General features: G+C 65.3%; 14 protein-coding genes. 6 read left to right on the top strand and 8 right to left on the bottom strand.

What is annotated here, in order from left to right; all coding sequences use genetic code 11:
• Positions 1-407: 407 nt before the first annotated feature.
• Complete coding sequence (locus ACSVIK_RS23895) at positions 408-866, bottom strand: GNAT family N-acetyltransferase (protein WP_442446634.1); 459 nt, start codon at positions 864-866, stop codon at positions 408-410.
• Positions 867-973: 107 nt separating this feature from the next.
• Here ACSVIK_RS23895 and ACSVIK_RS23900 point away from each other — a divergent pair, with 107 nt between their 5' ends.
• Positions 974-1,381 carry an SMI1/KNR4 family protein gene (locus tag ACSVIK_RS23900; RefSeq protein ID WP_024310159.1) on the top strand — a complete coding sequence of 136 codons (408 nt, stop codon included), beginning with the start codon at positions 974-976 and terminating at the stop codon, positions 1,379-1,381.
• A gap of 24 nt (positions 1,382-1,405) precedes the next feature.
• Here the strand turns inward: ACSVIK_RS23900 and ACSVIK_RS23905 are convergent, their stop codons facing one another.
• The 3 genes from ACSVIK_RS23905 to ACSVIK_RS23915 all read right to left on the bottom strand — a co-directional run bounded on the left by ACSVIK_RS23905 (position 1,406) and on the right by ACSVIK_RS23915 (position 4,409).
• Entirely contained in the window at positions 1,406-2,086 is a 681-nt protein-coding gene (locus tag ACSVIK_RS23905) for a sensor histidine kinase (protein ID WP_277373325.1), read from the bottom strand.
• On the bottom strand, positions 2,083-3,687 hold the full coding sequence (locus ACSVIK_RS23910; RefSeq protein ID WP_442446635.1) for a response regulator: 1,605 nt from the start codon (positions 3,685-3,687) through the stop codon (positions 2,083-2,085). The genes ACSVIK_RS23905 and ACSVIK_RS23910 overlap by 4 nt, the downstream gene beginning before the upstream one ends.
• A 71-nt stretch (positions 3,688-3,758) precedes the next feature.
• A complete protein-coding gene (locus ACSVIK_RS23915) occupies positions 3,759-4,409 on the bottom strand; it encodes a GntR family transcriptional regulator (RefSeq protein WP_442446636.1) in 651 nt (216 codons plus the stop codon).
• Between the two features lie 230 nt (positions 4,410-4,639).
• Here ACSVIK_RS23915 and ACSVIK_RS23920 point away from each other — a divergent pair, with 230 nt between their 5' ends.
• Together ACSVIK_RS23920 and ACSVIK_RS23925 are read left to right on the top strand one after the other, a co-directional pair.
• Positions 4,640-6,031, top strand: coding sequence for an aspartate aminotransferase family protein (locus tag ACSVIK_RS23920; RefSeq protein ID WP_442446637.1), 1,392 nt, complete (start codon positions 4,640-4,642; stop codon positions 6,029-6,031).
• Between the two features lie 127 nt (positions 6,032-6,158).
• The gene (locus ACSVIK_RS23925) at positions 6,159-7,526 is read left to right on the top strand and encodes a glutamine synthetase family protein (protein WP_442446638.1); all 1,368 of its coding nucleotides are present in this window, start codon (positions 6,159-6,161) and stop codon (positions 7,524-7,526) included.
• Positions 7,527-7,562: 36 nt separating this feature from the next.
• Here ACSVIK_RS23925 and ACSVIK_RS23930 read toward each other — a convergent pair whose 3' ends face one another.
• Entirely contained in the window at positions 7,563-8,270 is a 708-nt protein-coding gene (locus ACSVIK_RS23930) for a tetratricopeptide repeat protein (protein WP_442446639.1), read from the bottom strand.
• 115 nt (positions 8,271-8,385) lie between these two features.
• On the opposite strand from ACSVIK_RS23930, the gene ACSVIK_RS23935 reads away from it, so the two are divergent.
• Positions 8,386-8,877: an acyl-CoA thioesterase gene (locus tag ACSVIK_RS23935; RefSeq protein ID WP_442446640.1), complete on the top strand. Its 492-nt coding sequence runs from the start codon at positions 8,386-8,388 to the stop codon at positions 8,875-8,877.
• Positions 8,878-8,904: 27 nt separating this feature from the next.
• Here ACSVIK_RS23935 and ACSVIK_RS23940 read toward each other — a convergent pair whose 3' ends face one another.
• A complete protein-coding gene (locus tag ACSVIK_RS23940; RefSeq protein WP_442446641.1) occupies positions 8,905-9,438 on the bottom strand; it encodes a zf-TFIIB domain-containing protein in 534 nt (177 codons plus the stop codon).
• Between the two features lie 122 nt (positions 9,439-9,560).
• Between ACSVIK_RS23940 and ACSVIK_RS23945 the strand changes: the two genes are divergently transcribed.
• Positions 9,561-9,956, top strand: a complete 396-nt coding sequence (locus tag ACSVIK_RS23945; RefSeq protein WP_442446642.1) for a DUF3301 domain-containing protein — start codon at positions 9,561-9,563, stop codon at positions 9,954-9,956.
• 4 nt (positions 9,957-9,960) lie between these two features.
• On the opposite strand, the gene ACSVIK_RS23950 is transcribed toward ACSVIK_RS23945, so the two are convergent.
• Positions 9,961-10,839 carry an alpha/beta fold hydrolase gene (locus ACSVIK_RS23950; RefSeq protein ID WP_442446643.1) on the bottom strand — a complete coding sequence of 293 codons (879 nt, stop codon included), beginning with the start codon at positions 10,837-10,839 and terminating at the stop codon, positions 9,961-9,963.
• Positions 10,840-10,876: 37 nt separating this feature from the next.
• A complete protein-coding gene (locus tag ACSVIK_RS23955) occupies positions 10,877-11,854 on the bottom strand; it encodes a CobW family GTP-binding protein (protein ID WP_442446644.1) in 978 nt (325 codons plus the stop codon).
• An 84-nt stretch (positions 11,855-11,938) separates the two neighbouring features.
• Here ACSVIK_RS23955 and ACSVIK_RS23960 point away from each other — a divergent pair, with 84 nt between their 5' ends.
• A complete protein-coding gene (locus tag ACSVIK_RS23960; protein ID WP_442446645.1) occupies positions 11,939-12,289 on the top strand; it encodes an NADH:ubiquinone oxidoreductase in 351 nt (116 codons plus the stop codon).
• Positions 12,290-12,354: the final 65 nt, after the last annotated feature.

A 12,354-nucleotide genomic window follows, 5' to 3' on the forward strand; every position in this document is an offset into this window, starting at 1 on the left:
CCTTCAGGAGGCCGAACGCAGGCATTGCGCAGGGGGCGAGTGGCATGGATGCCACGAGATACCGATGGCGGCCCCGCTTAAAGGGCCAGGGACGGCCCTTGTAAGCCGACCCCGGAGCAGTGCCGAAGTGAGGGGAGTCGAGCGAAGCATGATGGGGACGCCTAGTTCCGGATGGCGGGGGTGCGTTTCTTTTACTTACTTTTCTTTGCGCTGGGCGGCAATACGATTTCAAAGAAAAGTGAGTCGCCCGAGGGGGCGAAACCCGGAATGTCTGAAAATACCTAAGGCGGCGTCCAGAACACCAACCAAGACAACAGATCACACACAAACTTGCCAGTCCGGTATAACCCCTTTCCAAGGCGAAACACCACGCCCTGCCCCATCGCGGATAAATCCGCTCCCACCGACTACACCGCCCGACGCATGCCGATATGCGGGATGTCATCCTCCAGATACACCTCGGTCACCGCCTGGAATCCATAACGCCCGTAGTAGCCCTGCAGATGCGCCTGCGCCGACAGATACACCGGCACGCCCGGCCAACGCTGATGGCACTCGACCAGCGCCCGCTCCATCAGCCTGTGCCCCAAGCCAGTGCCTCGCGCCGATTCGGCGATCACCACCCGTCCGATCACCACCTCACCGCCCATGCGCTGCGGATCGAGCAGGCGCAGATAACCGACCAACACTTCGTTCTGGCGCACCAGCAGGTGGCAGGTATCGCCGAGCAGATCCTGGCCATCGGTTTCCAGATAAGGGCATTGCTGCTCCACCACGAACACCTGGGTGCGCAGCGCCAGCAGCTCATAAAGCGTGGCCGTATCGAGTTCAGTGTGATGCAGACAGTGCCAGGCAAGAGAGGTCATGAGAGCGTTCCACAGAAAAGCGCCAGTATGCCGTGACGCCGACATGTTTTCATTGCAGCGGCCAGCTACTGTATAAAGCCGACCCCACCCCATGAGGAGCCGACGCCGTGGAAGAAGTCATCGAACAGCTACGCGAACTCAACGAGCCGGTACCAGTACCCCTGGAGCTGCCGGACGAGGAAACCCTGGTGGAAATCCAGGAGCAGATCCTCATTCACCTGCCCTTCGAGCTGCGCGAGTTCCTGCTCAAGGTCAGCGACGTGGTCTACGGCCGCCTGGAGCCGGTGACCGCCAGCGATCCACACTCGCACACCTACCTGCCGGAGGTGGCGTCGGTGGCCTGGGATCTGGGCCTGCCGCGCGATCTGGTGCCGCTGTGCCAGGACGGCCGCGATTACTACGCGGTGGACGTGGAAGGCCAGGTCTGGCTATGGGACGGCGACGAAGGCGAGCTGACCGACGAGAGCTGGGATTCGGTCTGGCACTGGTGCCGCGACGTCTGGCTGGAAAGCTGAAACCCACCGCGCAGCCGGCCGGGCTCACGGCAGGTAGATGCGAAACTCGCCACCGCCTAGCGGGCCGCCATTGCTCAGCTCGATCCGCCCCTGGCGACCATCGCGCTGGTGCAGTTGGGCGATACGCGCGGCGAAGTATAGGCCTAGCCCGGTGCTGCCGCTGCTCTGGCTGAGGCCGAGGATGTAGTCGCCCTGGCGCTCGAGCATCGCCTGTGGATAACCGGCACCGTCGTCGTTGACGTAGAGCAGCAGCTCACCCGCCTGCTCGCTGGCGCTGATCAGCAAGGCGCTGCGGGCGTAACGCGTGGCGTTGGCGATCACGTTGCCCAGCACCGAACCCAGCAGTTCCTGGTCGAAGAAGCCCATCAGGTCGAATTCACTGACCTCGCCACGGGCCTGGATACCTCGGCTGTCGAGCACGTCCTGATAACGCGCCAACTGCGCCTGGATGAAGTCGTCCAGCTCATGGTGCGCCGGGTACAGAGGCAACTGGTTGACCTGCAGCTTGTACAGGCCGAGCAACTGCACCAGCATGCCGTTCAGGCGCGCCGCTTCGTACTCGATCACCCCGCGCTCGGGCATGTTCTGCAGCTCGGCCGGCAGCCTGGCGAGCCAGCGCGCATGGGCCTGGCCCAGGTGCGCCAGGGAGTTCTTCATGTCATGCACGGTGGAGGCGATGATGGTGCTGAGATCGAGCCCGCTCATGTGTCGAACACCCGGCTGCGCAGCTGCTGATAACGTGCATAGCGCGTATCGCTGGGGGCGATCATGCTGACCCCGTCGAGGCAACTGCGCGCTTCCTCGAGCCAGGGCTGGGACGGTTGCTCGAGGCCCAGGCGCAGCAGCGACTGGGCGGTGTTGAGGGCGATGCTGATGTTCTTCGGCTGCAACCCCAGGGCCCGGCGGAACAGCGCCAGCGCCTCGTCGGTGCGGCCCTGCTTGTAGGCCTGCACGCCCTGGCGGTTGAGGTCGGTGGCCTCCTTGCTGATGACGAATACGCTCTGGTCATCGGTCAGGCGAGCCGCCGCTTCCAGCACCCCGGCGTCATCGCCATGAATTTCCAGGCAGTCCTTGAGCAACTTCGCACCGGCTTCCTGCTGGCCAAGCTGCTGGAACTGCTCGACCATGCCCAGCGCCACCTCGGCCGGCAGGAAGGCCTCGACCTGCTGCAGCTCGGCGGCCGCTTCGGCGGCCAGTTGCGCAGCGCGTGCCGGCTCGTTGGATTTCTGCAGGCTGCGTGCCTGCATCAGGCGCTTGCGCACCTGCACGGTCTTGTCGGCGGCGTATTGGCTGCCCAGCTCGCCGAGCACCTGGCTGATCTCCATCTGGGCGCGCTTGCTCAGGGTTTCCTCGCCGGTGTCGGCCATCAGTGCCTGGCTCAGGGCCAGGTAGTTCTCCGGGCTCTTCAGGCGCGAATTCGTGCCCTGCTCCACGGCGCTGCGATAGGCCTTGGTGGCACCGGCGAAGTCTTCGTTGTGCATGGCCAGCTTGCCGAGGTGCATCTGTCGCTGCAGCGCCAGCGGTGAGAGGCGCACGGCATCTTCCAGCACCTGCTGCGCGTGCTTGGCATCGCCCTGTTTTTCCAGCACGGCAGCCAAGCCGTCATACAGGCCCGGCTGCATGGGGAAGACCTTCAGGCCCTGCTCGAAGGTGGCCTGGGCGCGCGCCAGGTCGCCTCGCTCGTTGAGCAGGTTGCCCAGTGCCTGGTAGGCCCAGGGCATGGCGCGGTCGGCCAGCACCGCCTGCAGCAGGCGTTCGAGTTCCTGCTGCCGGCCCAGTTCGCGCAGGGCACCGGCCTTGTACTTCAGGCACAGGGGCTGCAGGCGCTTGTCCTGGCTGGCCAGGGTTTCACAGGCGCTCAGCACCTCGGCCGGGTTGCGCTTGTCCAGCGCCTGCAGCACCGGCTTGAGCAGGGTCTTGCGCTCCACCAGCTTGTCCAGCCGCTGGGTCAGGCCGGCACGGTTGAAGGGCTTGGTCAGGTAGGCGTCCGGCTCGTGCTCGAGCAGGCTGAGCACCATGGCCTGGCTGCTCTCGGCGGTGACCATGACGAAGATGCACTGGTGGCTGATCAGGCGCGCCGCATGCAGCTCCTCCAGGGTTTGCAGGCCGTTCTTGCCGGCCCCCAGGTTGTAATCGTGAAGGATGATGTCGTAGCGCTTGTGCCGACACATGGCGATGGCCTGCTCACCCCGGTCGGCCGTGTCCACATCCCTGACGCCCATCTCGCGCAACATGGCCTTGACCGAACTGCGGAAGTCGGAAAAGTCGTCGACGATGAGAAACCGCTTGCCGCTGTAATCCAGCATGAATCCTGTCCTTGAATGAACCGTGGCGAAAGTATAGGGCAGCGGGCCTGCACACAGAGAGCACCCATCCTTCAGCGAGCCTGTTCCAGCTCCAGCAGGTTGAGCAGAAAGCGGGCGAAATAGAGCAGGTCCTGCTCCAGGGCCTGACGGGCACCCTTGGCGTCACCGGCTTCGAGGGCGGCGAAGGCTTCTTCATGGAAGTCGTTGAGGCGCAGCGACAGATCCGCCTCGGTGAACAGGCGGTTGAGGAAAGGGCCGATCTGCAGCCACAACGACTCGATGCTGCGCAGCAGCACCGGGTTGCCACAGACCGCATACAGATGCAGATGGAACTGGCTGTTGGCGTCCAGATAGTCCTGCACCTGACGCCGCTCGATGGCGGCATCCATGCGCTGCACGCAGTCGCGCAGCAAGGCCAGGTCGTCCGCGCTCATGCGCGGCGTGGCCAGCTCGACGGCAAGGCCCTCCAGGGCCAGGCGCACCTGAAAGAGATGTTCGTAGCGCTCGCGGGTCATGGCCGGCACGCGCACCGAGCGCTGCTGCTCGCCCTCCAGCGCACCTTCGGCCACCAGCCGCTGCAAGGCGGCGCGCACCGGCATCGGGCTGGTGCCCCACTGCGCGGCCAGGTCACGAATCTTCAGCCGCTCGCCAGGCTGGAAACGCCCAGCCAGCAGGCTTTCGCGAATACGTTGGTAAAGCTGTTCCTGCAGATTGTCGCTCATGCTCGCAGTGCCCTCCGTGGTGGGGCTGGAAGCTGAGACAGGGTAAGCAGGCAGTCGCGCATGGGTTCTCCTTGGAGCAAGGCATCAGATGAGGTCGAGGATGCAAGCCGCGACCTATTTTGTGATCACATAACCAGGTAAATACTAACTCAGATTGCGAATATCAGCATTACTTGCCATTTTTGTGATCACAAAATACCATGTGCGAAAAATCGAACGAGGTGTTCAGCATGACTGCCAGTGGTATCGCCCCAACCGCCGTGGAAACCTTCGCCGCTGGCGAGCGCGCCCGCTTTCTCGAGCGTAATCCCAAGTCCGTGGCCCTGGCCGAGCGTGCCCGCCACTCGCTGTATGGCGGCGTGCCGATGCACTGGATGGCCGACTGGTCGACGCCGGTGCCGCTGTTCGTCGAACGCGCCAAGGGTGCGCGCTTCTTCGACGTGGACGGTCATGAGTACGTCGACTTCTGCCTGGGCGACACCGGCACCATGTTCGGTCACTCGCCCGATCCGGTAGCCCGCGCCCTGGCCGAGCAGGCGAACAACGGCCTGACCACCATGCTCCCCGGCGAGGACGCCGTGGTCTGCGGCGAGCTGCTGGCCCAGCGCTTCGGCCTGCCCTACTGGCAGGTGACCGCCACCGCTACCGATTCCAACCGCTACGTGCTGCGCTGGGCGCGCGCCATCACCCAGCGCAAGACCCTGCTGGTGTTCGACGGCTGCTACCACGGCACCGTCGACGACGTCATGGTGCGCCATCGCGAGGGCCGCACCGTGCACCGCTCCGGTCTGGTCGGCCAGGCCTATGACCTGACCGAGCACAGCCGCGCCATCCCCTTCAACGATATCGAGGCGCTGGAAACCGCCCTGGCCCAGGGCGACGTCTGCGCCCTGCTGTGCGAGCCGGCGATGACCAATATCGGCATGGTGCTGCCCGACCCCGGCTTCATGCACAAATGCCGCGAGCTGACGCGCAAGTACGGCAGCCTGCTGATCATCGACGAGACGCACACCATCTCCACCGATATCGGTGGCTGCACCAGGCTGTGGAATCTCGACCCGGACTTCTTCGTGGTCGGCAAGCCCATCGCCGGCGGCGTACCCTGCGGCATCTTCGGTTGCAGCGCGCAGATGGCAGAAGCGATGAACGTCGCGCGCCAGCGTGCCAGCGAAGGCAGCCATGGCCATGGCCACAGCGGCATGGGCACCACCCTGTCGGCCAACGCCCTGGCCATGCACTGCATGCGTGCCAACCTGGAACAGGTGATGACCCAGGCCGCCTACGACCATATGCTGTCGCTGGCAGCGCGCCTGGCCGAGGGCTTCCGCCAACTGATCGGCAAGCACGGGCTGCACTGGTCGGTGACCGAGCTAGGCGCGCGTTGCGAATTCCAGTTCTGCGCCACCCCGCCGCGCACCGGCGCGGCAGCCGAGGCCGCCTTCCACGACGAACTGCAGATGGCCCTGCACCTGTACCTGATCAACCGCGGCATTCTGATCACCCCCTTCCACAACATGACCCTGTGCTGCCCGAGCACCACGGCCAATGACGTGGACAAGCTGATCGCCACCCTCGATCAGGCCCTCAGCGAGCTGCTGGCCATCCCTGGCGCCCGCGAGTAATACAAACCCGTAGGGTGGATGACGCTCTTTTCATCCACCGTTTCACCGTGCGTGGTGGATGGATAAAGCGTCATCCACCCTACGCGCCTCCCACAGGCGCGCCCCACGACCTTTTGCGAGAACCACCATGCAATTCGCCAATCCCCAGGAAGCCCGCGATTTCCTCGAACGCCACCCCGAGGTGCGCAGCATCGAGCTGATGCTGATCGACGCCAACGGCATCCCGCGCGGCAAGCTGCTGCACCGCGACGAACTGCTGGCCATCTACGAGAATGGTCGGCCGCTGCCCAGCTCGATCCTCTCGCTGACCATTCAGGGCGAGGACGTCGAGGCAAGCGGCCTGGTCTGGGAAGTGGCCGATGCCGACTGCTGGACCTACCCGTTGCCCGGCAGCCTGTGCCTGCAACCCTGGCGCGCGGTGCCCACCGGGCAGTTGCAGGTGAGCATGCACCCGACCCAGGGCCTGCCGGCAACGCCGGGCGACCCGCGCCACGTGCTGGTGCGCGCCATCGAGGCACTCAAGGCCGATGGCTATCACTCAGTGATGGCGGTGGAGCTGGAGTTCTACCTGCTGGACAAGCAGCGCGATGCCAACGGACGGCCACAGCCGGCAGTGCAGATGAATGGCGTGCGCCCGCAGGCGCCACAGGTGTATGGCGTGTACGAGCTGGAGCAGGTGCAGCCGTTCCTCGACGATCTCTACGCCGCCTGTGAGGCACAGGGACTGCCGGTACGCACGGCGATTTCCGAATACGCGCCGGGGCAGCTTGAACTCACGCTGGAGCACCGTTTCGACGCCCTGCAAGCGGTAGACGAAGGCGTGCGCTACAAGCGCCTGGTCAAGGGCGTGGCCAACAAGCACGGCTTGCAGGCCTGCTTCATGGCCAAGCCGTTCGGTGACCTGGCCGGCAGCGGCATGCACATGCACGTGTCGCTGGCCGATGCCGAGGGCAACAACCTGATGGCCAGCGAAGACCCGCAGGGCACGCCGCTGCTGCGCCACGCCATCGGCGGCATGATGGCCACGCTCAACGACGCCCTGGCGATCTTCTGTCCCAATGCCAACTCCTTCCGCCGCTTCCAGGCCAACAGCTACGCGCCGCTGGCCAAGAGCTGGGGGGTGAACAACCGCACCGTATCCTTCCGCGTGCCGGGCGGGCCGGCCAACAGCCGCCACGTCGAACACCGCATCTGCGGCGCCGACGCCAACCCCTACCTGGCAGCGGCTGCCATCCTCGCCGGCATCCACAAGGGCATCCGCGAGCAGATCGATCCGGGCCAGGCCATCGTCGGCAATGGCTACGAACAGGCCCGTGAAACCCTGCCCACCGACTGGCTCACCGCGCTGCGCAACCTGGAAAATTCGAGCTGGGCGCGCGAAGCGCTGGGCGAGGAATTCCTCAAGGTGTTCCTGGCAATCAAGTGGGCCGAGTTCCGCCAGTTCATGGGGGAAGTGGGCGAACAGGATTGGCGCTGGTATCTCAATCACGCCTGACAGCCTACCCCGGCAGCGCAAGCTGCCGGGTCGGCCTCAGCGTACCTTGATGTAATCACCCGCCACGCTGATGCCCATGCCGCCGTAGTCCTGGCAGCCATCGGCGAAGACTTCCAGCACCCGCAGCTCGATGCCCTCGCGCAGTAGCTGCACCGCACAGTCCTTGCCGAGCTGGGCGTCCTCCAGCGTCATCGCGGTGCCAGCGCCGCGCAGGCGTCCGTCCAGCTCGCCAAGGGCGGCTGGGCCGTATTCTTCTATCCGCGCACTGGCGCGCAGTGGCGAGAAGCTGGCGCGATAACCTCCCCGTGGATCAGGCGTTATCAGCAGCTCGCTCCACACCGCCTGACCGCCGTAGCGCAGATAGCGCCCTGCCGGGCTGGCGCCTAGGGCCTGGTAATCCAGCGCCTCGGCGACCTTGACCAGATGCAGGCGGGTCGAGGAGCCACTGAGGTTATTGGCCAGCGCCACACCCAGCCAGGCCCGCGCCATGCCGGCATCGCCTGCACGCAGGTTGGCCAGGATCAGGTTGTTCAAGGCCAGCTCCAGCTGTGCCGAGTCGCCCTGCTCGACACGGCGCAACTGGCGCTCGAAGGCGTCGATGGCTAGCTGGTAGTGCCCGGCCTGATAGGCAGCGCTGCCCATCTGGTTGCACTGCACCGCCGTGACGCAGTCCGGATCCGCGTGCGCGGCGTTGGTGAAGGCGAGCCACAGCGGCAGGTGAAGAAACGTCGAGCGGATGGACATGGATAGCAACCTTGCAACAGGAATTGGCGAGTTTAAGCCGCCCCGCAGTGTAAAACTTGCATCCCCGGGGCCTGCAGGCCTTACTCTCAGCAGCCCACCCGCACTCGGAGCGACGATGGAAGCCGGAACCGCACAACTGACGATGACCGTACTGATGACACCGGACATGGCTAATTTCTCCGGCAATGTCCATGGCGGCACCCTGCTCAAGTACCTCGACGAAGTGGCCTATGCCTGCGCCAGCCGCTATGCCGGTTGTTACACGGTGACCCTGTCGGTGGATCAGGTGATCTTCCGTGAGCCGGTGTACGTCGGCGAAATGGTCACCTTCCTCGCCTCGGTCAACTACACCGGGCGCACCTCGATGGAAATTGGCATCAAGGTGATCACCGAGAACATTCGCGAGCGCTCGGTACGCCATACCAACAGTTGCTTCTTCACCATGGTGGCGGTGGACGCCCAGGGTCGTCCGGTACCGGTGCCACCGCTCAATCCCGACTCGGTCGAGGGCCAGCGCCGCCAGCGCCAGGCCATGCAGCGCCGGCAGATTCGTGAAGAGCTGCAGCATCGCTATCGCATCCTCAGCGAGGAGAAGCACCTGCCCTGAGCGAGTGCTGCTGTGCGGCGCAAGCGTTCAATCGTGACCGATGTAGAACAGCAGTTCGCGGCGCTGCGGATGATCCTTGAGCCATTCACGAATCTCGTCGGCGCGGGCGATGGCTTCGGCACCGGCGATACGGCTGAAGCGCTCGCGCCGCGCCTGTTCGCTGGCCTCCTGACGCACCTGGCGCTGCCAGGCATCGGTGAAGATCGCCGGCATGCGCTGGCTCAGCTCCAGGGCCTTGAGCAGTTGCCACTCGCCGCGATCCAGCCAGGCTTCGTCGCAGGCACCGCACAGATCCAGGCGGTTGGCGCGGGTACCGCTGATCTGGAACTTGCTCATCAGCTTGGCGCACTTGGGGCAACTCAGGGCGTGGCTGGTCTCACTGGCGACCTCCTCGGCCGCCAGCGCCGAGGAATTTTCCTGCTCGGGCTGACGCTCGGCCCAGTCGCGATAATGCAGCAGGCTGACGAGGGTGCCCGAGCATTGTGGGCAACCATGAGCCAGCAGGCCATCTTCGAGTTTGGCCGGTTGCAGACGAGTGGTACGGCAGGCGGGGCAATGCATGGCGACGTCCTTTTCGGGTGAAGTACGCGAACGCTAATGCACAGCCGACAGCCGGGCAAGTGGCTATGCTGAGAAGTGCGAGGTAGATAGGCTAAGCTCTGCCTCCCGAAGCCGGAGTCACCATGATCAGCCTGTTCGATGTCTTCCTGTTGATGCTCTTCGCCGCTGCCTGCGCCTGGTTGTGGCGCGGCCATGGCATTCGCGAACGGGCTCTGGCCTTTGCCAAGCAACACTGCGCCAAGCTCGACGTGGAGCTGCTCGACGGCGCCGTGGCGCTGCGCCGTCTGGCCATCCAGCGCGATGCCAAGGGGCATCGGCGCCTGGCCCGGCTTTATGACTTCGAGTTCACCGTCACCGGCGAGCAGCGTCTGCGTGGGCAGATCAGCATGTTCGGCGCGCATCTCGGGCGTATCGAGCTGGAACCGCACCCGGTGCTGCAACCGCAGCCCGAGCCGGTCTCGGTGCAGACCCAGGGCAACGTCATCCGCCTGGAAGACTGGCGGCGCAAGGCGCAGTAGAACTTCAGCCGCGCTGCAGCAGGAAATTGGCCACGCGCGCGGCGCTGTCGCCCGGTCGTTCCTGCATGAAGCAATGCCCACCCGGTACCACCTGTCCGCGCACCTGTGGATTGCTCGCACACCAGCGCGCCACCGAACGGGCGACGAAAGGGTAGGTATGCGAGCCGTGAATCACCTCGGTGGGCGTACGCACCTTGGCCAGCGATGGCCACAGGCGACGCGGGAAGGAGCCGAAGATCTCCGCTTCGCGGCTCGGTCGGCACTTGAGCTCGACGCCGCCGTCGACCTCCTTCACGGCATGCTCGATATAGGCGTCGAACGCCGCCTCGTCCCAGCCCTTGAACATGCCACGGCCATGCAACGCGGCATGCGCGCTGGCCCGATCCGGCCACTGCCGACGACGCTTGCGCGCCTTCTTCGCCAGGCCCGTGCGCTGCGCCAGGCCGGTTACGTCCGAGAGCGCCATCACGCCGATCATGGCCGGGCTGAACAGCACCGGGTCGAGCAGTACGGCGCGCTGGAACAGCTCGGGCTGGCGCGCCAGGATCAGGCTGGTCAGCACCCCGCCGAAGCTGTGGCCCAGAGCGAAACACGGCACCTCGCCGAACGGCCCGCGTAATGCCGCGAAGGCCTCCACCGCCAGCTCGGCACTGCGGTTCCAGCCGTGGAAACGACCGCCATGATCGCTGTCACCATGGCCCTGCACGTCGCACAACCAGAGGTCGAAGTCCTCGGCCAGCAGCGTCAGCATCGGTGTGTAGACCCGCCCGCAATAGCCATTGCCATGGAGGAAATGCAGCAGCGGCTTGCCCGAGGGCGGCGTATGCCAGCCACGCAGAGTGAAGCCGGCAGAGGTGGCGTGAGACCAGGGCAGCAATTGCATGAGAGTTATCCACAGCGAGGAACGCGCGGCGAGTTTATCAGCCGGTAACGGGGATTCGGCAGATAGCGAAGGTGGCACTCAGGCCGGCAGCGTCCTGCGCTTGATCGAAGATCAGCTCCAGCCGCGAGTCCTTGCGCCACTCGCTCGGGCTCCAATCCTGCAGTGCCTGCCCCTGCACGGCATTGAGCGAACGCCAGCCCTCGGCCCCCTGCAGCACCGCCTTGGCCCGGCGCCAGGGCAGGGTCTGTAGCCACTGGCTGACCTGCCCAAGGTCGAAGCGCTGGCTCGGGTGCCAGCGCCAGCCGATGCTCCAGCCTTCGGGCTGATCCTGCACCTGACAGATCGGCTCGGCGGCGTTGCGCCAGATCTGCGCCAGGCCCGGCGCGGCTGTGGGTAACTCGGCCTTCACCTCGACGGGCGAAGCCTGCGCCGCCAGCCCCGGCAACGCGGCCAGGTCGAGTTGGCCGTGCTCGCACCAGTACAGCGGCACGGGCGGCAGTTGCGCAGCGATCCGCGCCCGCGTCGCCTCGTCCAGGCCAGCGCTCTTGTTCAACAGCAACAGGCCGGCCTCGCCCAGCGCCTGTTGCTGCACATCGGGCAATGACTCGCCCAGCGCCAGCGCGACGGCGTCCAGCACCATCAATGCCGGTTGCACGGCCAGCACCCCGAGCCAGGGGGGCTGACGCAACTGCGCCAGCAACTGCGCGGGATGGCCCAGGCCGGAGGGCTCGATCAGCAGCCGGTCAGGCCTGGTCTTGCGCAGCAGCCGGCCGAGGCCAACCTGAAACGGCGCACCATTGACGCAGCACAGGCAGCCACCGGCCACCTCGGCCAGGGCAATGCCGTCATCGCCTTGCGCCAGCAAGGCAGCGTCCAGGCCGATCTGACCGAACTCGTTGATCAGCACCGCCCAGCGCTCGCCCGCAGGCTTCTGCGCCAGCAGGTGACGGATCAGGCTGGTCTTGCCTGCACCCAGGGGGCCGGCGATCAGGTGGGTGGGGATCTGGCTGAGCATGCCGCTATGGTCGGCGCTTCAATGCACAGACTGCAACGGGACGGCATGCTAGATTCGCCGGAAATTTTCGAGGAAGCTCATACGATGCGTGCATGGCTGTTGCTGTTCTCTCTCTTGCCAGGCCTGGCCCTGGCCGAAGCCTGCGTGGTGCACAGCCAGGCTGAGCGCCTGGATGTGAAGGTCTGCCAGGAGAACCGCAACATTCCCGCCACGCTGTTTCGCGAAGGCTTCTGCCAGCCGCAGTTGCAGGGCCAGAAAGTCGAGGTGGAATTCGTCGAGCATTGCCCCGGCGGGGCCTACGGCATCTGCCAGGGGGCCCAGGCTGGCAGCGGGTTATACCGGCAGGACATCCACTACTACGGTGTGGCCAGCGATGCGGCGTACCTGCAGCCGGCCTGTACCGGCCAGTATCAGGGCAAGTGGATCGAGCCCTGACATCAAAGTGTCATCCAACAAGCGCCTAATGACGGTCGGGTACCTCATGTAACCCTCGTGCCGAG

Origin of the sequence: Pseudomonas sp. NCHU5216 (assembly GCF_052156495.1) — a bacterium.
Lineage (GTDB): Bacteria > Pseudomonadota > Gammaproteobacteria > Pseudomonadales > Pseudomonadaceae > Aquipseudomonas.

What these genes read in the sequence shown, in the direction of transcription:
- ACSVIK_RS23945 (WP_442446642.1), top strand. Translation starts at nt 9,561, where the DNA reads ATGATCAGCCTGTTCGATGTCTTCCTGTTGATGCTCTTCGCCGCTGCC.
- ACSVIK_RS23955 (WP_442446644.1), bottom strand. Translation starts at nt 11,854, where the DNA reads ATGCTCAGCCAGATCCCCACCCACCTGATCGCCGGCCCCCTGGGTGCA.
- ACSVIK_RS23960 (WP_442446645.1), top strand. Translation starts at nt 11,939, where the DNA reads ATGCGTGCATGGCTGTTGCTGTTCTCTCTCTTGCCAGGCCTGGCCCTG.
- ACSVIK_RS23925 (WP_442446638.1), top strand. Translation starts at nt 6,159, where the DNA reads ATGCAATTCGCCAATCCCCAGGAAGCCCGCGATTTCCTCGAACGCCAC.
- ACSVIK_RS23915 (WP_442446636.1), bottom strand. Translation starts at nt 4,409, where the DNA reads ATGAGCGACAATCTGCAGGAACAGCTTTACCAACGTATTCGCGAAAGC.
- ACSVIK_RS23920 (WP_442446637.1), top strand. Translation starts at nt 4,640, where the DNA reads ATGACTGCCAGTGGTATCGCCCCAACCGCCGTGGAAACCTTCGCCGCT.
- ACSVIK_RS23950 (WP_442446643.1), bottom strand. Translation starts at nt 10,839, where the DNA reads ATGCAATTGCTGCCCTGGTCTCACGCCACCTCTGCCGGCTTCACTCTG.
- ACSVIK_RS23930 (WP_442446639.1), bottom strand. Translation starts at nt 8,270, where the DNA reads ATGTCCATCCGCTCGACGTTTCTTCACCTGCCGCTGTGGCTCGCCTTC.
- ACSVIK_RS23940 (WP_442446641.1), bottom strand. Translation starts at nt 9,438, where the DNA reads ATGCATTGCCCCGCCTGCCGTACCACTCGTCTGCAACCGGCCAAACTC.
- ACSVIK_RS23935 (WP_442446640.1), top strand. Translation starts at nt 8,386, where the DNA reads ATGGAAGCCGGAACCGCACAACTGACGATGACCGTACTGATGACACCG.
- ACSVIK_RS23895 (WP_442446634.1), bottom strand. Translation starts at nt 866, where the DNA reads ATGACCTCTCTTGCCTGGCACTGTCTGCATCACACTGAACTCGATACG.
- ACSVIK_RS23910 (WP_442446635.1), bottom strand. Translation starts at nt 3,687, where the DNA reads ATGCTGGATTACAGCGGCAAGCGGTTTCTCATCGTCGACGACTTTTCC.
- ACSVIK_RS23905 (WP_277373325.1), bottom strand. Translation starts at nt 2,086, where the DNA reads ATGAGCGGGCTCGATCTCAGCACCATCATCGCCTCCACCGTGCATGAC.